Raw genomic sequence first — 20,970 nt, 5'->3', positions numbered from 1 at the left:
TTAAGGAGAGTCATGGTTGATCTTTCCGCCAAGCCCTTTAACCTCGCCGACGAGGACATCAAGTGGGTGCGCGAAACCATCGAAAATATGCCGATCGAAGAGAAAATCGGCCAGCTCTTTGTGAACATGGGTGCCGAGAGGACAGAAGAATACCTCACCGGCGTCCTGGATGACTATCACATCGGCGCGGTCCGCTATAACCCCGGCACGGCCGAGGAAGTGTGGGAGCAAAACTACATCCTGCAGACCAAGAGCAAGATTCCGCTACTCATCGCCGCCAATACCGAGGCGGGCGGAAACGGCGCCTGCACCGACGGCACGTACGTCGGCTTCGAGATCAAGGTTGGCGCATCCAACGACTCAAAATGGGCCTATGAAATGGGTCGTGTCTCAGGCGTAGAGGCCAGCGCCATCGGCTGCAACTGGTCTTTCGCGCCCATCGTCGACATCATGCGCAACTGGCGCAACCCGATCATCAGCAACAGGACCTTCGGTGCCGACCCGGACTACGTCCTCGAATGCTCCCGCGCCTACATGAAGGGCATCATGGAGTCCGGCATCATGCCTGCTGCGAAGCACTTCCCCGGCGACGGAATCGACGATCGCGACCAGCACCTTTCGGCGTCCATCAACTCGTATTCGACCCAAGAGTGGGATGCCACGTTCGGCAAGGTGTACCGGGGCCTGATCGACGACGGGCTGCCGTCCATCATGGCCGGCCACATCATGCTGCCTAGCTACCAGAAGCACTTCAATCCGGACGTGCGTGATGAAGATCTGCTGCCGGCGACGCTGAGCCACGAACTGCTCACCGATCTGCTGCGCGGCAAGATGGGGTTCAACGGCGTGGTCGTCACGGACGCATCGCACATGGTTGGACTGACGGGCGCGATGGCCCGTCGCGATCTGCTGCCGCACGCCATCGCCGCCGGCTGCGACCTCTTCCTGTTCTTCAACGATCCGGACGAGGACTTCGAGTGGATGATGCAGGGCTACAAGGATGGCGTCATCACCGAGGAACGTCTGCAGGAGGCCCTCGAGCGCATTCTTGGCCTGAAGGCCCGCCTCGGTCTGCACAAGACCCCGCGCGAGCAGATCTTGCCGCCAAAGGAAGAGGCGATGGCGAAGATTGGTCTGCCCGAAAATAAGCAGCTGGCCGTCGACCTGGCCGATCAGGCCATCACGCTGGTCAAGAACGCCCAGCCCGAGAACCTGCCGATCACGCAGTTCAAGCGGGTGCTGGTTGTTCCGGTCTCTAGCGCGCCCAACCCGATCTCCCGCGGCTTCGGCGGCGGTGGGGCGGTCGAGCACCCGGCGAATAAGGTCGGCAAGCTGCTGGAAGAGCGCGGCTACGACGTCACAATTCACGAGTCGTTATTCGACAAGCTCGCCGAGATGAGCCCCGAGAAGCAGGCCGAGGCGGTCAAGAACATTTACGCGTCTAAGGCCCCGATCGCCGCGCTGACAGACAAATACGACCTGGTGCTGTGCATCGCCAAAATCGACGGCATGATGCAGCCGTTCGAGCGCGTTATGTGGCCGGCGACGAAGGGAACCGTCGACATCCCGTGGTACATCCACGAGCTGCCGACGATCTACGCCTCCGTCTCCACGCCGTTCGCGCTGGTCGACGTCCCGCAGGTGAAGACCTACATTAACGCCTATGACGACAAGGACTTCACACTCGAAGCGCTGGTCGACAAACTAGAAGGCAAGAGCGAGTTCAAGGGTGTCTCCAGCGTCGACGCTTTCTGCGGCACGCCCGACACAAAGATCTAGGTCTAGACAAAAATGTGGGGACAGCACGCACACGAGCCGTCCCCACATTTTTGTCTCTAAGATTTTCGGCCTTTGGCCTCGTGTAGGTCCTTGGACTCGGGCTCGTCGGACTGCGGCTCAACCAGAATCGCCCGCGCAACGTTGTGGTAGCCGTACTGGTCGAGGAGCATGGCGGCGTCCTCGAGCTTCAGATCGTAGGCGTGCGCGAGCATCCGAACCTGTTCGGTGTAGAAGCCGTGCAGCTTGGTCACGCCGTTCAAAAAATCGAGTCGATCAGCCATGCTCTTCCAATCTTTGGTTAAACGCGTCCGACGCGAAGCCAGGCTTCCATGTTTGCAGGTTGTCAGGGTCTTGGCTAGCCATGTCGCCAATTCGTCATCGGTTGTTCACCCACGGTTAGCCGGTTAGCCGCCTTTTCTTAATTCGAAAGAGCCATCGCACCTGGTCATCGATGGTTTGGGATAGGGGACGGGTCTGGTGACCCAACTCCTCGCTGGCCAGTTCGTGGCTGGCATGCTGAGATTGCCACACGACGTTATTGCCCAGGAAACCCTCTGTCCCAGTGACTACCCAAAGTGTTGATTTTTTCGCCGCGCCCATGCTTCTAGGCTAGGCATTTTGCCTAGCAGTCGCGCTCTCTAACCCAGATTGTTATCGCGCTGCCAGGTGGCGATGAACCTGCCGCTGCCGACCTTCCGCCAGGTGCAGCCGGGCAGACCGCTGGCCACGACCTCGCGGGACTTCGCCCAGCCCAGGTCGGGCTTGATGGTGTCGGCGGGTTTGGGCGTCTTGCCGCGTCCAACCCATGCCCGCCGAATGCCGGTAGAAAGCGCGCCCAGTGGGTTCAGCTTCACCGAATCCGCGATCACGATGAGACCGTCTGGTTTTAGCACCTTGCGCATCTCACCGATGGCGAGCGCCGCATTCGTCTCGTGCAACATGGAGACGGAAACCACCGCGTCGAAAGAGTCGTACCCGAACGGCAGATTGGTGGCGTCGGCTAGCAAAAAGTGCGCCCGGTCGCTTTCTTCCGGCAGGTCCTCCGGGCTCCCGATGAAATAGTTGTCGACGCCGATCACCTCGTGACCAAGACCCGCCAAGTAGTAAGCCAGAGAGCCGTCACCGCAGCCGGCGTCGAGAATGGTCCGCCGTCCCTCGACGAGCTCGGCAATCTGCGGGTAAAGCTCGGTGTCGTCGTTCCAGAGATCAGAAAACGGATGGGTCATGAGCCAATCTTAGCTACACAAACGCGCGCCAACCCCTACACATAAGTGCCACCCGAGCCGTAGGGGTGCCGATTGACGCCGTTGCACGATATTCTGAAGCGGAACCCACTTTTTAATTGAAAGGCGTTGTATGTCTAAGCCCATTCTCGTACTCAACTGCGGCTCCAGCTCGATCAAGTACCAGATGATCGACACCGAGACCGAGGAGGTGCTCGCCAAGGGCCTGGTGCAGCGAATCGCTACCGGCACCACCGGCACCGTAGACCACGAGGTGCTCAGTGGTGAGACCGGCGAGTTCCATGTTGACCAGGATCTGCCCAACCACGAGGTTGCGCTGGCCACCGTTTTCAAGCTGTTCGACGAGCACGGCCCTGACCTGTCGGCAACCGTGGCAGTGGCACACCGCACCGTTCACGGCGGCGAAAAGTTCAGCGCCCCCGTTCTAATCGACGAAGAAGTCGTGAACGCCATGAAGGATCTGTCGCCGCTGGCTCCGCTGCACAACCCGGCGGGCATCGAGGGCATCAACGCCGCCCGAAAGCTGCTCACCGACGTGCCGCATGTCGGCATCTTTGACACCGCGTTCTTTGCCGACCTGCCCGCAGAGGCGCACACCTACGCCATCGACACCGAGCTGGCCAAGAAGCTGCAGATCCGCAAGTATGGCTTCCACGGCACCAGCCACCAGTTCGTCTCCGGCGAGGCCGCTAAGCTGCTCGGCCGCGACGATCTGAAGCAGATCGTCTGCCACCTGGGTAACGGCGCATCCATCTCCGCGGTGGACGCCGGCCACGCCGTCGAGACCTCCATGGGCCTTACCCCGCTTGCCGGCTTGGTTATGGGCACCCGCTCCGGCGACATCGACCCGGGTGTTGTCGCATACCTGAGCCGTGAGCTCGGCTGGGACGCTCAGCGCATCGACACCGAGCTGAACAAGAAGTCCGGCATGCTTGGTCTGACCGGTCACACCGACATGCGTGACGTCCAGGAGGCCGCTGACTCCGGCGACGAGCGCACCAAGGTTGGCCTCGACGTCTACATCCACCGCCTGGTATTCTACATCGGCGCCTACGCCACCCTCATGGGCGGCCTCGACGCCATCACCTTCACCGCGGGCGTCGGCGAGAATTCCGCCGAGATACGTGAGATGGCCTGTGAGCGCCTCGGCCTGTTCGGCGTGGAGCTGGACAAGGAGGCCAACGCGCAGCGCAGCAAGTCCCCACGTGTAATCAGCACCCCGAACTCCAAGGTTAAGGTCTGCGTCATCCCCACCAACGAGGAACTTGCCATGGCGCGTCAGGCCCTGGCACTGATCAGCAAGTAATCAAAAAATAAGTGTCTAGGAGGGGCCCGTAGGGCTCCCCCTGGGCGAAGCAACAAAGCGCCTAGACCTCAAAGTCGGGCGCTTTTTGTTTATGGTCAAGTCTGGTTTAAGAGTGTCGAATTAAGAGAGAAGCAGTTAGTGTCCAGACGCCAATCAACTCAGATGTTGAATGAGATCAACGAGCTAAGGCACAAGCCCAGGGTGAAGAAGCAGTCGGGCATTGACAGGAAAGTTTTCGGTGGGGCCGTCGTGCTGGAGGAGACCGTAACCGAGGGCGTGAAGCGCCACGATTCGACGTTCACCCTGCGCACTGCAGCCGTCGTCCCCGACCAAGATCTGCGCGACGACCCGGAGAAACTAGCGAAGGCTGAAGCCGAGACGAAGTTGCCTGGCGAATAAAAAACAAGTAAAAAAAGAGTTTGAGGCCGGGTTGGCGTGGATGACGCCCACCCGGCCTTTACGTACCGAACCAAATGCACGCTAGTCCCCTTAGGCAGGTAGATTTAGACGTATGGCAAGAGCACTGATCACCGGAGCAACTTCGGGCATCGGACACGCGTTCGCGGTCGAACTGGCCAGCGAAGGCTACGACCTGGTGCTCGTCGCCAGAGACGAAAACCGGCTCAAGGAAGTGGCTGGCGACTTGCATGGTCGCTATCGGGTGGAGGCTCAGGTGCTGCCCGGGGATCTCGGGGTTCGCGGGGACGTCGATAAAATTCAAGAATTTTTGCGGGAAAATCCCGTCGAGGTGCTGGTCAACAACGCGGGGTTCAGCCTCAACGAGCCGCTGATCGGCGGCGACACCGACCTCCAGCGGCGAGCAATGGACGTCATGGCCACGTCCGTGCTGCTGCTCACCGACGCAGCCGGCCGCTCGATGGTCGAGAACGGCAAGGGAACCATCATCAACATCGGGTCTGTCTCCGCGTGGATCATCAAGGGGAATTATTCCGCCATCAAACGCTGGGTCGTCACATATACCCAGGCGCTCGCCGACGAGCTGGCGGATACTGGCGTGCAGGCCACCGTCGTCTGCCCCGGCTGGGTGAAGACCGAGCTGCACGCACGAGCGGGGGTTAAACGCCCCAATCTGCCCGGTTGGGCCTGGAATGAGCCACGGGACGTTGCCCGGGCTGCGTTAAAGGGTGCAAAGGCGGGTAAAGTATTAGTGGTGCCTAAGCTGCAGTGGCGGTTGGCCGTCTGGTTCCTGAACCACGGCCCAGCGGCTCTGCCAAGGTTTGTGTCAAGGAAAATACGTTCTTCGCGAAAGGCTAAGTAGATGGGCGACTACGGTGGCGGCAGACGCCGATTCAAGTCGCCCCTGAAACGATTGGCCTCGATGGGTGCACAGCGGGGGTTGCTGAAGCCCGCGTTGAACACGGCCATCAGCGTGCACGTTTCCGGCACCGAACTGTTGAAGGGCGTCGAAGAGCCCTTCTTGTTGGTGGCGAACCACTCATCGCACTTTGACGGGCCGTTGCTGATGACGTCGCTGCCTGCCCGGCTCTCCAAGAAGATAGCCACAGGCGCGGCCGCCGACTACTTCTTCACGAACAGGTTTAGTGCGGCAACCGTCGAGCTTTTCATGAACGCATACCCGGTGAACCGAGGCGCGACCCGCAGCCACCGGGGAATGTCCAAGCAGCTTCTGAACGACGGCATCCCCCTGATGATTTTTCCTGAGGGAACCAGATCCCGCACAGGTGCCATGGGGCCGTTCTCTCCGGGCACCGCGGCTCTGGCCATATCGTTTAACTGTCAGGTGGTCCCTGCCGCGCTAGTCGGCGCGTTCGCGGCCTGGCCGGCGAAGAACAAACGCTGGAAATCGGGCCGTCCTGACGTATACGTCACATACGGTAACCCGCTTCGTCCGCAGCCCGGCGAGGTGGCGCACGCCTTCAGCGAGCGAATCCGGCGTAAGGTTATTGAGCTGCACGATTCCACCGCGCGCGCATACAACATGCCCACCCAACTGGAGATGGCCAACCTGGCCGCGCTCGAGGCGGGGCCCAAGGGCAAAAAGCGGGCCGCGGAGAAAAAGAAGAAGCGCACATAGACGAGCCCCAAAAGCAGGTTCGGCAAACTTATAACCGTTAATGTGTAGCTATGAGTGTTAGGGTTGCCGCCGTTGTGGTGGCGTGGAATCGGGCTGACATCTTGCGTGACACCGTTGCGGCTCTTGGTTGTCAGGAGCGCAAGGTTGACGACATCATCGTCGTCGATAACGCCTCCACAGACTCCACCCCCGAGTTTCTTGCCCAAAGCGAGATCGTCGACGACGTCATCATCATGCCGGAGAATCTCGGCGGCGCGGGTGGCTTCGCGGCGGGTATCGCCAGGGCGATCAACAGGGGAGCCGACTACGTCTGGATCATGGATGACGACACCGTCCCCACACCCAAAGCGCTTTCGGAGTTGTTGGCCAGCCTCGCGAAATACCCCGGCGAACCCGCCATTATGGCCTGCAGAGCCGACTGGTTTGACGGACGCGAACACCCAATGAACAAGCCGCGCACTCGGTTCGGAATGCCCAAGCGGATGCACACCGAAGCCAAAAAAGCCGGCGCGCGGCAGATCCGCACGGCCTCTTTCGTTGCGATCATGATCGACGCCCAGGCAGTGCGCGAAGAGGGCCTACCCATTGCCGACTATTTCCTCTGGAACGATGATTTTGAATACACCGCCCGGTTGCTACGCAAGAGAATCGGGCTTTACGTCGACGCCGCCCGTGTCGAGCACCGCACGAAGGTCTTCGGTAATTCCACCGCAGACCCGGGCCCAAGATTCTTCAATGAGGTGCGCAACAAGATCTGGGTCTTCGGTTTTTCTCACGGTTTATCCCCGCTTGAGAAGCTGCTCTTCGGCGGTAAGACGCTGCTGCGCTGGACGAAAATGATTCTTAAATCCGGCGATCGCAAGGCGATGCTCGGATATCTGCGCTATGGAATCGCCGCCGGCTGCAAGTGTCCGCGGAGGAATTCCGAGGTGCTGGCGGGCACGCCCGTCGCCGACGAGGTCACCCAGATCGAGCGGGGTGCGGGCAATGAGTGAATTGCCCGAATTCAGCGTCCTGCTGCCGGTATATATCGGTGACCCGGTCGACTTTTTCGCCCGCTCGCTGAAGTCGGTGAGCGTCGAGCAGACGCTGAAACCTGCCGAGGTCGTCGTGGTTTGCGACGGGCCAGTGAAACCCGAGGTGGACGAGTTCTTAGCCGAGGTTACCGCGGGTAGCCGCGATGATCTGGTGGCTGATGTTCCCGTGCGGGTGGCGCGGTTGGAACAAAACCAGGGCCTGGCCACCGCGTTGAACTTTGGCCTTGGTGAATGCGCCCACGACGTCGTCGCCAGGGCCGACGCGGACGACATCTCGTTGCCCGAGCGATTCGCCGTCCAAATCCGGATGGTCGCCCACGGTCACGACCTGGTGGGCTCAGCTGTCGAAGAATTCGAAAGCGACGAAACTGAACCTGGCATGATCCGGTCGATGCCGGTGAGCCAAGACGAAATCCGCGAGGTCGTCACATACCGCGACCCGTTCAACCACCCGAGCGTGGTCTACCGCAAATCTAAGGTTCTGGAGTTTGGCGGCTATCGCCACCTAGAACGCATGGAGGACTACTGGTTGTTCGCCCGGCTCGTGCACGACGGGGTATCGTGCGCGAACAGCCCGAAGGTGCTGGTCAAATATCGAGTCGGAGCTGGCGCCTACGACCGCCGAGGTGGTTTGGAGATGCTCGCCTCGGAGTGGCGGTTGCAGAAAGCCCTGCTCGGCGAGGGCATAGTGACTTACCCGCAGTTTTTCAGGAACCTCTTGGTTCGTGGCCTCTACCGGCTAATTCCTTCCAACGTTCGCCAGGCACTGTATCGCGGCGTTGGCGCTAAACGCTGGTTTTCCAACGGCTAGTCGATCGTCTTGAAACGTCCGGTAGCCGTGGAATGAGACTCGCCGGTGGCGACGATCTGGCGGGCCTTCGCGATAGCGCTGGGCAGATCAGCGAACAGGTATTCGTCGAGGCTCACCTGCTCCAGCTCCATGCGCTTGGCCATCTCATGAACCTGCTTCGGCATTCCTTTCAGAAGGACGGTGTTGCCCGCGTCTACTAGCTTGCCGACAATTTGGGCCAGCACGCGCACGCCGGTCGCATCGACGATGCCCACGCGAGACAGTCGCAGGATAACGACGTCGACGCCGGCAAGGCGAGGGAGCTCTCGCTCGATTCGGTCGCCCACGCCGAAGAACATTGTGCCGTCGATGCGCAGGATGGCGATCTTGGGATCGGATGGCAGATCCTCGCGGAAGATACCCGAGCGGTTAGCCATTCGTCTCAGCACCAGCACGCCCGAGACGACGATGCCAGCGGCGATCGCCCAGATAATGTCCAAGCCGACGGTGATGATGGCGGTGACGACGAATACCAGCGCGTCGGAGCGGTTGGAGCGCATCACCTGACGGATGGTGTCTGGGTCGACCATGCGGAAACAGGTCACCGCCAGCACGCCGGCCAGCACCGAAAGCGGGATGACGGAAACCACGGTCGAGGCCAGGTAGACCACACCGATCAGCAGCAGTGAATGAACGATCGATGACAGTCTCGAGCGGCCACCCGAGCGTACGTTGACGGCCGTGCGGACGATGGCTCCCGTCGCGGGCATGCCCCCGAACATTCCGCTGGCCACGCTGGCCAGGCCTTGCCCGACCAGCTCACGGTCGGGGCTGTAGCTGCCGCCGCGAACCATGCCGGCGGCGATCCGAGCGGAAATCAACGATTCGATTCCGGCCAGGGCTGCGACGGCAAGCGAGCCCTGCAGCAGCGAGGTTGCCAGCGGAATCGAAAACTCCGGCATTATGGGTGCGGGCAGCAAGTTGGGGATCATGCCGAGCGTCGGTATCGATATGCCCATCGCCCAGACGGTTAGCGTCACTACGACGACTGCGATCAGCGAACCCGGCAGTTTTCTAGAAATCTTTGAACAGACGGCGATAACGACGATTGACGCCAGGCAGGTCAACCCGGTTTTCGTCGCCGTTGTCGGGTCGATGCGGGTGATCGCCTCGAACGCGGCCGGCAGCGTGCTAAGCCCAGATTTCGCCTCGACGCCGATTATGTTCGGCACCTGCTGGAAGAACAAAATGGCCGCAATGCCCAGCGTGAAGCCTTCGATGACCGGCCAGGGAATCAGCGAGACCGCCCGGCCGAGCCCAAGAAGTCCGCCGAGCACGATGAACGTCCCAGCCATCACGCACAGTAGGGGCACTACGTGCACCCCGTGAGCTGCGACGATCGGCGCGAGGATCACGGCCATAGCGCCCGTCGGGCCCGAAATTTGGTAGTTCGAACCGCCGAAGACGGCAGCGATGATTCCGGCAATGATCGCAGTGATCAGTCCGGCCTCGGCGCTCAGCCCGCTAGAGATAGCGAATGCTAGGGCGAGCGGAAGCGCGACGATCCCGACCGTGATTCCGGCGGGGATGTCCTGGCGCCAATATTTTTTGACGGCACTGAGGTCGTCGACGTTAGGCAGCAGAGAGCGCAGATGGTTCAGAACTGCAGGCACGTAAACCTCTCGAGGTTGGGGCACGGCTGTCGATACGGCGGTATTAACGCGCGGGTGTGGAATAAAGATCTTGTGCCGAGCCAGATCCGACGGCTCGACCATATCACAAGGTGTTTCAAAATATGAGACGGGATGATTTTCGGCGTTTACCAGCTGAGGTCGTCCTATCCCTGTATCCGGCTGAGCCTCGGTTATTATTGGGCTGTAGTTGTTCTCGTAAGAAATCTTTAAGTTTCAGGCGGTTATCGAAGCGCGGAAACAAAAAGGAGCTTTGATGGTCGATCGAGCAGAGGCTGTATCCGATCCGGCGGCAACGAAGCCGTCGCGTCGCACATTCCTAAAGTGGTCTGGCGTTGCGGGCGTTGGCGCAGGCCTGGTCGCCTGCAGTGCCCCCGCGGAGTACCCGGCCGATCAAAAGGCTGCCCGGTCTACGGCAGGAATGCTGGATGCCGATAAAACCGTGTGGTCGGCTTGCATGGTCAACTGCGGTGCGCGTTGTCCGCTGCGCCTGCAGGTCAAGGACGGTCAGGTGGTGCGCGTACTGCCGGACAACACCGGCGTCGAAAAGTTAGACGGCACCCCGTGGCGAATCCCTGCGTGCCCTCGCGGGCGCTCAATCAGGCAGCGAATTTACAACCCTGATCGCCTAAAAACCCCGCTGAAGCGCAAGCCCGGCACTAAGCGCGGCGAGGGCCAGTGGGAGAAGATCAGCTGGGAGCAGGCGTTCGACGAAATCGCAAAGAAATACGACGAGATCCTCGGCAAATACGGGCCCGAGTCGTCGTTCATTGCATACGGCACCGGCGTCATCGGCTGCAGCGTTTCGCAGTCGTACTCGCCGTCGGGTGGCCCGCTCGCCAAACTGCTTAGCTTGAAGGGCGGCTTCCTTACCTACTACGGCGACTACTCCACGGGCGGCATCACGGAGGCCATGCGCGTTTGCTACGGCGGGTACTTCGATACCAACTCCACCGACGACCTGGTGAATACCAAGCTGTACGTCATGTGGGGTCACTCGCCGATGGAGACCAAGATGTCTGGCGGTTCCGAGGCTTTCTACCTGCCCAAGTTCCTTCACAAGGCCGGGGTCAAGGTCGTCGCAATCGACCCGCGCTACTCGGACTCCGTTCAGCTGCTGGCCGACGAGTGGCTCGCGCCGAAGCCCGGCACCGACGCCGCGCTGGCGGCAGGGCTCGCATGGGTGCTGCTTGACGAAGGGCTACACGATCAGGCGTTCCTAGATAAATACTGCCTGGGTTTCGACGACGCCCACCTGCCGGAGGGTGCGAAGCCGGGCTCGTCCTATCGCGCTTACCTCGAGGGTAAGGGCCCCGACGGCACGCCGAAGACTCCGCAGTGGGCTGAGGGAATCACTGGCGTTCCCGCCGAGAAGATCATTAACCTGGCCCGCGAGCTGGGCAACAATAAGCCGTCGATGATCGTGCAGGGCTGGGCGCCTCAGCGTCAGGCCAACGGCGAGAATTCGGCGCGTGCCATCATCACGCTCAACGCAATGCTTGGCAACGTCGGACTCAAGGGCGGCGGCACCGGCACGTTCGTCGGTAGTTCCGGGATCGCGCTCGACGCTAGCTCGTACAACTCCGTGGAGAACCCCGTCACCAAGAAGATTTCGCATTTCTCGTGGATGGATGCCATGGAGCGCGGTCCCGAAATGCGTGGCCAGGACGGTGTGCGCGATTGGGACGCCGACGGCAACCCAATCGAGGATCCGCGCCTGAACGTGCCCATCAAGTCGCTGTGGGTCTACGGCTCCAACGTGCTGATCAATCAGCACTCCGAGGTCAACAACTCCAGGCGTGTGCTAGCCGACGATTCGCTGGCCGAACTCATCGTGGTTTGCGAAAACCAGCTGACCGCGTCTGCCGCCTATGCCGATTATCTGCTGCCCGGCACGATGACAACAGAGGAAGACGACGTCGTTCCTCAGGGTCTGGCCGCGAACATGGGCTACCTTGCGGTCAGCTCCAAGGCAACCGAGCCGCTCTACGATTCAAAACCGATCTACGAGATCTGCACGGAACTCGCGAAGCGCTGGGGAATCGAGGACAAGTTCACCGAGGGCAAAACGCAGCTGGAATGGGCCCGCCAGATCTTCGAGGACTCCCGCAAAGAGAACCCGGACATTCCCGGCTACGACCAGATGCGCGAACAGGGCGTCTACAAGCGGATGAACCCGTCGGCGATCGGGCTTGAGGATTTCCGTAAGGATCCGGTGTCCAACCCGCTCGACACACCCAGTGGCCTCATCGAGATCTATTCGCCCGAGGTTGCGCACAAAGCCGAAACCTGGCAACTGCCCGAGGGGGACGTCGTCACTGCCGTACCCGAGTTCATCCACACCTGGGAGGACGCCGAGGCGGCCAAGAACAACGAAAAGTATCCGCTGCAGATGACCGGCTATCACTTCAAGGGCCGCACGCACTCTTCGTACGGAAACGTGGCGTGGCTCAAGGAGGCCCACAATCAGGTGGTCTGGATCAACCCTGCCGACGCCAAGGCGAGGGGCATCGAAAACAACGACAAGGTGCAGGTGTTCAACGACCGCGGCTGCATCGAGTTGCAGGCTAAGGTGACGCCCAGAATCATCCGCGGGGTTTGCTCGGTTCCGGAGGGCGCCTGGTACAAGCCGGACGCCGAACGCACCGACGACAACGATTTTCCGATCGACCGCAACGGCTGCGCGAATGTGCTGACCAGGCACCACCCGAGTGCTCTTGCAAAGTCGAACCCGCAGTACACAAACAACGTCCAGATCAGAAAAGCCAAGTAGGTCACCATGTCAGATGAAGTGAATTTCACTGCTAAAGACGGACGATTCGGTTTCTATTTTGACCAGACGCTTTGCAACGGCTGCCGCGCCTGCCAGATTTCCTGCAAGGACAAGCACGATCTGCCGCTCGGTGTGAACTGGCGAAAGGTAGTGGAATACGTTGGCGGAGACTTGGACGGCGAGTCCGAATCCCCGAACGTCTTCTCCTATTACACGTCCATTTCGTGTAACCACTGTGAGGACCCGATCTGTGTGGAGGTCTGCCCGACCACCGCGATGACCATCCGCGAAGACGGCACCGTTTACGTCGATCAGACCAAATGCATCGGCTGCCGATACTGCCAGTGGGCCTGCCCGTACGGCGCTCCACAGCTCAACTCCGACACAGGACGCATGAGTAAGTGTGACCTGTGCTACGACTACCGCGCCAGCGGCCAGAACCCCGCCTGCGTCGACGCCTGCCCAACCAGGGCGCTGCACTGGGGACCGATCGACGAGCTGCGGGCCGAACACGGTGACGTCGCCGGCATCGCGCCGCTACCTGACCCGTCAATCACGAAGCCGCACTTGGTGATCACGCCGCACAAGGACGCCCAGACCTGGGACGAGGCAACCGGCGAAATAGCAAACAGCAAGGAGATCTAGAGATGCATCTCGAAGAGCTGCCAATGATCATCTTCACCACCGTCGGGCAGATGTCCGTGGGTGCGTTCTGGATGCTCGGCATCATTCACCTGCTCGGCTACGCGCGCAAGATGTCGGCGTCCACCATCGACCGTCTGACGAACGCGGCGCTTTACGCCTGCGGCCCGCTGCTGATCCTCGGCTTCGGTGCCGCATCTTTTCACCTGAGCTACCCGTTGAACGCGCTCAACTCGATGCGCCACGCGGGTTCGTCCTGGCTGACCAACGAGATTTTGTTCGGCGTCGCCTATGGCACACTTGGCCTGATCTTCTCGCTTTGCCAGTGGTTCGGCTGGCTCTCGCGCAGCGCCCGCCAGGTGCTCGCCGGACTGACGGCTCTGGCTGGCCTGGGCCTGGTCTGCGCGATGGTCGGCGTCTACTTCTTCCCCGGCACCATCACAACGTGGTCGACGTGGTTCAGGTGGGTGCTTTTCTTCGGTTCCGCGCTGGTGACGGGTCCGCTCGCCGTCGCGATCACGATCGCGCTGTCTTGGCGCGCCCAGACCCGCAACGCGGCCAACTATCGCTACAACCAGGAAAATCCACTCGCGGTTCACTGGGATTCCTCCCTTTCCGAGGACCTCGGCAGGCTGCGCGAGGCGTGGCAGGAGGCGCGTTTCCCAGGTGCCTGGAAGTGGTTCAAGGGTTGGATTGCCTCCCGATTCATCACAAAGGACGGCGTTAACGACGAGCTGACCGCCTTGACGCTTTCCGCCACAAAACTGTCGTGTCGTATCTCCGCTTTCGCTGGCATCGTTTTGTTGATTGCGTACCCCATTCACGCCATGCAGATGACCTCCGGCGACGTCGCTCAGCGCTATGTTGCCGACAAGGTGTTGGCAATGCCGTGGCTGTATGTTCGTTGGGTGCTGTTGGCCCTCGGCGTCGTCTTGATCAGCGTCTTCATGCACATGTTGATGCGCAAGGTCAAGCGGCCCACCCAGAAGATGCTCGCAGTTGTCACCGTGGCTTTCTTGCTGATCTTCGGCTCGGAGTTGCTGGGCCGTGGCCTGCACTACGAGGGACTCTGGCATGTCGGCATCAACACCAGCCAAAACTGGCTTGGCAGCGATGTAGAAGAAATCATCTTCCATGACGGGAACCCCACCGAAGATTAAATATCGCGAACTTTGATTTAGTGGGTGCATAAACCTGGCGTCTGCTCGGTTCTATGCACCCGATATTTTTATCCTCTGGAAATCTGGCAGATGGTAGGACAAGAACTTGGCAAACAGTATGATAGGCGCCCGCAAAGAGCACGACTTACGCCTACCGCGAGGTGCTTACAAAAATCTGGATTTTAGACCCGATCCCGGCTTGGACTACCTCTCAGGCTTCACTTCGGAGATTGACTTCTCAAGTTAAACATCACCTCATGGACCCTGCCATTGCGGCAACGGTGTTGAACGTTTCTGAAAGTGCACTTCTTTCTGCCCAGCCTGGAACAGGGGAATTGTTCGGCCAGCTTTTTGATTCTCTTGCGTCCCTGACCGTTCGCTCGGCGGGCCAATTGTCTGAAGCTAGGACGTACCATCTTCGTACGCGTGGCGGGGATCATGAGGTTGATCTTTTACTCGAACGCTACGACGGAAAAATCATCGCTTTCGAAGTGAAAATGGCTTCAGCAATAGATGATCGAGATGTCCGGCATCTTCTCTGGCTGAAAGAACAAATCGGCGATCGGTTGGTTGGGTCTGTTGTGATCAATACCGGATCTTATGCGTACAGACGCAAAGACGGCGTAGCAGTAGTGCCGCTGGCTCTGTTGGGTTGAGTGCGCATACGTGTTTTTAGTTTTTCACTAAGACCTCTCGTTAAAGCTGGGCTGCTTTAATTATCGGGTGCATCGAACCGGTCAGATACCAGATTAACGAACCCGATAATTTCGGTATTTGACGCTTGTATAGAGTTGTCTGCGAGTTCGTTATTGGGGACCGTTGAGCAGGATTTTAGGTAGCTGAAAAGCGAAGAACTGCGAAAAATTGAAAAACAAATTTTGTGCTGCGTTCTTATTTGTGAGCTGGTAAATTTGGTATCATTAACACAAAGGAGTGGAAAATGAGAAATGTTGTTACAATTATTGCTTCTATGTTGCTGATTGTTTTAGGGCTGACTCCACAATCTTCGGCTTCACCTATAAATGATCCAAGTAATTCAGCCTATTCGACGCCACAGGTTTTAGCCACAGTTACTGATTTAAGCACAGGGGAAATTGTTGAATTGGAAACTAGGCAAGAAGTTGTTTTGAATGAGGACGGTAGTTTTGTGTTATCTGCTGTTACGGAGAATACAGAGCAGCCAGAAAATGGGTTAAGGAGCGTGGCTTCGGCCACGAGAGGTACTGATGTTCATGCGTACCTCAGTATCGACTATGACATGAGGGGCAAAAATAACTCTGAAATTAGACTTAATCGAGTCTGGGGTAAGTGGGTGTCCCAAGTTGGAAACGTCGCAATATGGGGTAGGGAAGTGCATTACTCTGATGACGGTACGCCATGGGGAGGGAATAAAGGCAATAAGTACCCCAAGGGAAATTCTTTTAACTATGTCACAGGTTGGGGCTGGATGACTAGGTATCCACATACCCAATATTCTGGGGCGAGAGCTTTTTCGTCAGCTACGTATCAAAAATCTGGTATGGGAGGTCCATTCAAAGTCGAAGTTACGGTTCTGGCATGAAAATTTTTAAAATAATAGAAGCTGCTCTTTCGGGTCTATTGCTTGCGGCGATTGTGCCAGCGTATTTCATGTATTTTGAATTTTCAGCTTCTAAATTTTTAGCTGAAAGCGATAAAGCAATTTGGCTTTATTGTGTTGGCATAATTCTCGCGGTGCTTTTAGGGCTGTTATTCAACGTAGAAATGAAGAAAACTGCGCTTATTTTAGCTACCTGTGTATTTGTGGTTTCTCTGGTTTTGATAAACATTGCGAGTCCAGTAATTAAATTTTTTCCAAGCAGCCTCGTCTGTTGGGGAATCGGATTTGGCTTTTACGTTAGAACTTTCATAAGGCTCAAAAATTCTTAAAACATAAGAATTGCAGAAACAACCAGTTTTTCGTTTGGCATAGGCTTTAGTTATGGTTTCCCCGTTTAGGTGCGTGCTGCCCGGCTCAGTCAGCCTGCCGACGCTCGGTGGTGTCGCCGGCTACGCGGCTAGCTTCACCGCGAGCCTGCTGCCAAGGCCCTGGTACTTTCAGGGGCTGATCTCGGGTATAGGTGCGCTTGGCGGGTTTCAGCTCGGCAAGTGGGCAAGCTACATTCTCAACAGCCTGGCCAAGCGCGCCGGGCTAGCGACTCGCGTCAGCCCGAAAATGAAGCTGACCGCGCAGATCGCTGGGGGAGCGGTTGCTGCGGTCGGGCTGATCGGGGTGCCGCTGCTGAGCATCCGCTGGCAACGGCGGGCTGCCAAAAAGGCGAAAGTGAAAGGCCCAAATCTCAGTTGGGCGTTTGGTTCGTCCGGGGCTGCAGCGGGAGCCTTCGCGATACTTTATGGCCAGTGGCGGGCAACCATGTGCGCCATCAATTTCATCTCCCGACAGTTCCCGCAGCGTCACGTCTGGCGGCTGCTTTCCAGGCTGACGGCCACCGCCGTCACGCTAGCCACGATCATGGTGATCCTCGACCAGGTGATCATGCGCGCTGTGCCCAGCGTGGCTAAAACGGCATCCGCCGCCGTCGACCTGCGCGCGCCGGAAGAGCTAAAACAGCCTTTGACGCGCTTATGCTCAGGAAGCCCGTTTTCCCTGGAGTCCTGGGATCAACTCGGACTGCAGGGCAAGCGTTTTGTATGCGGCAAAACCACCGCGGAAAAGATCGAGCGAGTGATGGGAGAGGCCGTCGACGAGCCGATCCGCGCGTATGCATCCCTTAACGGCCGCTCGCTCGACGAAGCCGTCGATGCCGTGCTGTCCGAGGTGGATCGCATGGACGGCTGGAGCCGTGCAAACCTGCTGCTGGTCACCACCACCGGCCGCGGCAACGTCAACGAGTGGGCAGCGTCCGCGTTCGAATATCTCACCCGCGGCGACTGCACACTGATCGCAATGCAGTATTCCGGTCTGCCGTCCGCGGTGACGACGCTCACCTCGAAGTCTTCGCCGGTCGAGGCGTCGAAACTGCTCTTCGAGGCCGTCGAGAAGCGTCTGGCCGATATTCCGAATCCGCCAAAGGTCTACCTTAACGGCGAATCGTTAGGCGCATACGGTTCCTGCGGAATCTTCGATGGCTACGATGACCTGCTTGCCCGTGCAGACGGTGGCCTGTGGCTCGGCTGCCCAGAGTTTACGCCCCTGGCTAAGGGTTTCATCGAAGCACGCGATAGCGGTTCAGACGTCGTCGTGCCCGTCTACGACGGTGGGCGGCACGTGCGCTTCGCAGCCAAATCCGCCGACCTGCAAATGTCTAACGAGTGGGAATCGCCGCGTTTCTGCTTTCTGCAAAATGACACCGACCCGGTTGTCTACTGGAATTCGCGGCTGCTCTACGAGAAACCGTCTTGGCTAGCCAAGCCTAGGCCTGGCTCCGCGATGGCCGACATGACGTGGATGCCGTTCATCACCTTCTGGCAGGTAGCCGCCGATATGACGTCGTGCCGTAGCGTCGGCCCCGGCTACGGGCACAAGTATTACGCCCACCAGGTTGTTCCCGCGTGGGTCGGAATCCTCGGCCTTGACGAGCACGCCGACTATCGTCCCCTCTACGAAACTCTGAACGCCGACGTGCCGATCGTCAGCGGCGATTTAAAATTCGCGTCCCCGATAGATCTGTAGTGCTCTTGCATAAGTGACGGGTTTATTTGCCGGGTTTCTTGTTCCGAAGCGGTCGGCCTGTTCAGGTTAGGTCGGTTGCTGGTCTGGTTACTTTTCGACGGTTGTGGGATTCGGGTCTTTGCGTCACTGGCTACGTGTCTTCGCTCCTGATTCAAACGCGTTCGCGTTTGAATGTCGTCGCTCTCGCCACGCCTTGATGTTCCTTCAAAGACCCGAACTCCCACAACCTCATTCCTTTAGGTGGTCATCCGAATTATTGCGTCAAAAAGGGCTCGTCTACGAGCCAAATCTGCCGCAGTAATGTTGAGACCACTTAATAAGCCAACCCAGGCCAGCAGCCGTGTGCGCTTAAACCGATCAGCACGTCGCCGAAACATCGGGAACCGAAAAATCCGTACTCGAGCTTTTCTGCACTCGTTGATTCCTGACGAATTAACAAGAACCAAAAAGTCCGACTATGAACTTTTTCATCCCCGCTAACACGTCAAAATTTAACGGGAACCAAAAAGCTCAACTACGAACTTTCCGGTTCCCGATAATCGCGTCTGCTCAGATGAATCTAAGAAAAGGATTAGTCGATTTTTAGCTCGCCCATTTCGTCCCAGCCTTCGCCTTCGACCTGGCGGCTGACGATCTTCGGGGTGGCGACGATCACAGGGCGCATGTCTTCCATAGCCTTCTTGAAATAGGCGCTGTTGACGTGCGGGCCGGCTCCTTGCGGGTTGCTTCGGTGAAGTCGTGGACGATGCCCATCCACTTGTCTGCGTACTCGGGCTTGGTCTCAAACGACGATGAAATACAAAAATTAATTTTAAAGGTCGGGAATAACTCTGAGCGGGTCGGAGTTGAGTCTAGTGAACTCAAGTTGTAAGTTGAGTCAAACAGGCTCAGCTTGAATAACAGACTTTTAGCTTTTGACTTATATAGGAGGAAACATGGCTCGTGCAGTAGGTATTGACCTTGGCACTACAAACTCGGTGGTAGCTGTCCTTGAGGGCGGCGAGCCCACCGTCATCCCGAACGCGGAGGGCGCTCGCACCACCCCGTCCATCGTCGCTTTCACCAAGAACGCCGACGACGTCCTGGTTGGTGAGGTCGCTAAGCGTCAGGCGGTGACGAACCCGGATCGCACCATTCGCTCGGTTAAGCGTCACATGGGCACCGACTGGACGGTGAAGATCGACGACAAGGAGTACCGTCCGCAGCAGATCAGCGCATATGTGCTGCAGAAGCTGAAGAGGGACGCGGAGGCTTACCTGGGTGAGCCCGTCACCAACGCCGTCATCACGGTTCCGGCTTACTTCGGCGACGCAGAGCGTCAGGCAACTAAGGAGGCCGGCGAGGTAGCGGGTCTGGTGGTTGACCGCATTATTAACGAGCCCACGGCCGCGGCTCTTGCATACGGCCTGGATAAGGGCGACAAGGAACACACCGTTTTGGTCTTCGACCTCGGTGGTGGCACCTTCGACGTCTCGCTGCTGGACATCTCCGATGGCGTCTTCGAGGTTCGCGCAACCAAGGGTGACCCGAAGCTGGGTGGCGACGACTGGGACGCTCGCATCGTTGATTTCCTGGTCAAGCAGTTCAAAACCAAGCATGGCATCGATCTGTCTAAGGACAAGATGGCCCGCCAGCGTCTGCAGGACGCCGCGGAGCGCGCAAAGATCGAGCTTTCGCAGCTGCAGGAGACCGAGATCAACCTGCCGTACATTACGGCTGGCGCCGACGGCCCGCTGCACCTGGAAGAGAAGCTGACTCGCACCGAGTTCCAGCGCCTAACCAACGATTTGCTCGAGCGCACCCGTGCACCGTTCCAGTCGGTTCTTTCCGACGCGGGCATATCGGTTTCCGACATCGACGAGGTCATCCTGGTTGGTGGCTCCACCCGTATGCCGGCCGTCGCAGAGCTTGTTAAGGAGCTGTCGGGCGGCAAGGAACCGCACAAGGGCGTCAACCCGGACGAGGTTGTTGCCATGGGCGCTTCGCTGCAGGCAGGTGTGCTGAAGGGCGAGCTGAAGGACGTGCTGCTGCTGGACGTCACCCCGCTGAGTCTTGGTATCGAGACCAAGGGTGGCCTGATGACGAAGATCATCGAGCGCAACACCACCATCCCGACCAAGCGTTCCGAGCGCTTCACCACGGCAGAGGACAATCAGCCTTCCGTGATGATTCAGGTGTACCAGGGCGAGCGCGAGTTCGCTCGCGACAACAAGTCACTGGGCAACTTCGAGCTGACCGGCATTATGCCCGCACCGCGTGGCATCCCGCAGATCGAGGTCACCTTCGACATCGACGCCAACGGCATCGTGCACGTCTATGCCAAGGACACCGGCACCGGCAAGGAGCAGTCCATGACTGTCACCGGCGGCACCGCCCTGGGTAAGGACGAGATCGATCGCATGGTTAAGGAAGCGCAGGCCAACGAGGAGAACGACCGCAAGCGTCGCGAGTCCGTCGAGATGCGCAACCAGGCCGATGCTGTCGCTCTGCGCACAGAGAAGCTGCTGGCTGACGCTGGCGACAAGCTGACCGACGAGCAGAAGGCTCCCGTCACCGAGGCCTTGACTAAGTTGCAGGAGGCCCTGAAGGGCACCGACAACGACGAAGAGGTCAAGGCCGCCATGGAGGAGCTTGACCAGAAGGCCGCCGCAATGGGCCAGGCTTTCTACGAGGCCGCACAGCAGGCCGAGCAGCAGAACGCTGCGGGCGCCAGTGAGGCTTCTGGCGAGGGTGCTGCCTCCGATGACGACGTGGTTGACGCCGAGGTCGTTGACGACGAGAACGACGAAAACAAGTAACCATTAGGGGCTAGACCCCATTGGTTAGTGGGGCCGGCCGAA

18 protein-coding genes and 1 pseudogene are annotated in these 20,970 nt (G+C 58.8%); 15 read left to right on the top strand and 4 right to left on the bottom strand.

Annotated elements, in window-relative coordinates; translation table 11 throughout:
* Positions 1–12: 12 nt before the first annotated feature.
* Complete coding sequence (locus G556_RS0103835; protein ID WP_028821821.1) at positions 13–1,779, top strand: glycoside hydrolase family 3 protein; 1,767 nt, start codon at positions 13–15, stop codon at positions 1,777–1,779.
* 56 nt (positions 1,780–1,835) lie between these two features.
* On the opposite strand, the gene G556_RS0103830 is transcribed toward G556_RS0103835, so the two are convergent.
* Entirely contained in the window at positions 1,836–2,060 is a 225-nt protein-coding gene (locus G556_RS0103830) for a hypothetical protein (RefSeq protein WP_016455165.1), read from the bottom strand.
* Positions 2,061–2,417: 357 nt separating this feature from the next.
* Positions 2,418–3,005 (bottom strand): class I SAM-dependent methyltransferase, encoded by a 588-nt coding sequence (locus tag G556_RS11010; protein ID WP_028821819.1) that lies wholly within the window; start codon positions 3,003–3,005, stop codon positions 2,418–2,420.
* Positions 3,006–3,135: 130 nt separating this feature from the next.
* On the opposite strand from G556_RS11010, the gene G556_RS0103815 reads away from it, so the two are divergent.
* The 6 genes from G556_RS0103815 (at position 3,136) to G556_RS0103790 (ending at position 8,233) form a co-directional block, all read left to right on the top strand.
* Entirely contained in the window at positions 3,136–4,329 is a 1,194-nt protein-coding gene (locus G556_RS0103815; RefSeq protein ID WP_028821818.1) for an acetate/propionate family kinase, read from the top strand.
* A 138-nt stretch (positions 4,330–4,467) separates the two neighbouring features.
* Positions 4,468–4,728, top strand: coding sequence for a hypothetical protein (locus G556_RS0103810; protein WP_155941735.1), 261 nt, complete (start codon positions 4,468–4,470; stop codon positions 4,726–4,728).
* 112 nt (positions 4,729–4,840) lie between these two features.
* Complete coding sequence (locus G556_RS0103805; protein WP_028821816.1) at positions 4,841–5,608, top strand: SDR family NAD(P)-dependent oxidoreductase; 768 nt, start codon at positions 4,841–4,843, stop codon at positions 5,606–5,608.
* Positions 5,609–6,385, top strand: coding sequence for a lysophospholipid acyltransferase family protein (locus tag G556_RS0103800; protein ID WP_016455170.1), 777 nt, complete (start codon positions 5,609–5,611; stop codon positions 6,383–6,385). It abuts the gene before it with no gap.
* A 50-nt stretch (positions 6,386–6,435) separates the two neighbouring features.
* A complete protein-coding gene (locus G556_RS0103795; RefSeq protein WP_028821815.1) occupies positions 6,436–7,380 on the top strand; it encodes a glycosyltransferase in 945 nt (314 codons plus the stop codon).
* On the top strand, positions 7,373–8,233 hold the full coding sequence (locus G556_RS0103790) for a glycosyltransferase (RefSeq protein WP_028821814.1): 861 nt from the start codon (positions 7,373–7,375) through the stop codon (positions 8,231–8,233). The genes G556_RS0103795 and G556_RS0103790 overlap by 8 nt, the downstream gene beginning before the upstream one ends.
* Here G556_RS0103790 and G556_RS0103785 read toward each other — a convergent pair.
* A complete protein-coding gene (locus tag G556_RS0103785) occupies positions 8,230–9,987 on the bottom strand; it encodes a SulP family inorganic anion transporter (RefSeq protein WP_028821813.1) in 1,758 nt (585 codons plus the stop codon). The two genes, G556_RS0103790 and G556_RS0103785, sit on opposite strands and share 4 nt — an antisense overlap.
* Positions 9,988–10,159: 172 nt before the next feature.
* On the opposite strand from G556_RS0103785, the gene G556_RS0103780 reads away from it, so the two are divergent.
* The 7 genes and pseudogenes from G556_RS0103780 to G556_RS10150 all read left to right on the top strand — a co-directional run bounded on the left by G556_RS0103780 (position 10,160) and on the right by G556_RS10150 (position 18,130).
* Positions 10,160–12,676, top strand: coding sequence for a DMSO/selenate family reductase complex A subunit (locus tag G556_RS0103780; protein ID WP_028821812.1), 2,517 nt, complete (start codon positions 10,160–10,162; stop codon positions 12,674–12,676).
* Between the two features lie 6 nt (positions 12,677–12,682).
* The gene (locus tag G556_RS0103775) at positions 12,683–13,321 is read left to right on the top strand and encodes a DMSO/selenate family reductase complex B subunit (protein WP_016455175.1); all 639 of its coding nucleotides are present in this window, start codon (positions 12,683–12,685) and stop codon (positions 13,319–13,321) included.
* Between the two features lie 2 nt (positions 13,322–13,323).
* Positions 13,324–14,478 carry a dimethyl sulfoxide reductase anchor subunit family protein gene (locus G556_RS10160; protein ID WP_051176643.1) on the top strand — a complete coding sequence of 385 codons (1,155 nt, stop codon included), beginning with the start codon at positions 13,324–13,326 and terminating at the stop codon, positions 14,476–14,478.
* A 146-nt stretch (positions 14,479–14,624) separates the two neighbouring features.
* Positions 14,625–15,134: pseudogene (locus G556_RS10155) on the top strand (DUF4143 domain-containing protein); the annotation flags it as partial.
* Between the two features lie 284 nt (positions 15,135–15,418).
* Positions 15,419–16,039 (top strand): hypothetical protein, encoded by a 621-nt coding sequence (locus G556_RS11390; protein ID WP_155941734.1) that lies wholly within the window; start codon positions 15,419–15,421, stop codon positions 16,037–16,039.
* The gene (locus G556_RS0103760; protein ID WP_028821810.1) at positions 16,036–16,386 is read left to right on the top strand and encodes a hypothetical protein; all 351 of its coding nucleotides are present in this window, start codon (positions 16,036–16,038) and stop codon (positions 16,384–16,386) included. Before G556_RS11390 ends, G556_RS0103760 begins: the two co-directional genes overlap by 4 nt.
* Before the next feature lie 52 nt (positions 16,387–16,438).
* Positions 16,439–18,130 carry an alpha/beta-hydrolase family protein gene (locus tag G556_RS10150; protein WP_051176642.1) on the top strand — a complete coding sequence of 564 codons (1,692 nt, stop codon included), beginning with the start codon at positions 16,439–16,441 and terminating at the stop codon, positions 18,128–18,130.
* 571 nt (positions 18,131–18,701) lie between these two features.
* Here the strand turns inward: G556_RS10150 and G556_RS11255 are convergent.
* On the bottom strand, positions 18,702–18,887 hold the full coding sequence (locus tag G556_RS11255; RefSeq protein ID WP_233418173.1) for a hypothetical protein: 186 nt from the start codon (positions 18,885–18,887) through the stop codon (positions 18,702–18,704).
* A 178-nt stretch (positions 18,888–19,065) separates the two neighbouring features.
* On the opposite strand from G556_RS11255, the gene dnaK reads away from it, so the two are divergent.
* On the top strand, positions 19,066–20,928 hold the full coding sequence (dnaK, locus tag G556_RS0103745; RefSeq protein WP_028821809.1) for a molecular chaperone DnaK: 1,863 nt from the start codon (positions 19,066–19,068) through the stop codon (positions 20,926–20,928).
* Positions 20,929–20,970 lie beyond the last annotated feature (42 nt).

Origin of the sequence: Propionimicrobium lymphophilum DSM 4903, from assembly GCF_000423485.1 — a bacterium.
Classification (GTDB): Bacteria; Actinomycetota; Actinomycetes; order Propionibacteriales; family Propionibacteriaceae; genus Propionimicrobium; species Propionimicrobium lymphophilum.
This window is presented reverse-complemented; position numbering and strand designations above follow the sequence as displayed.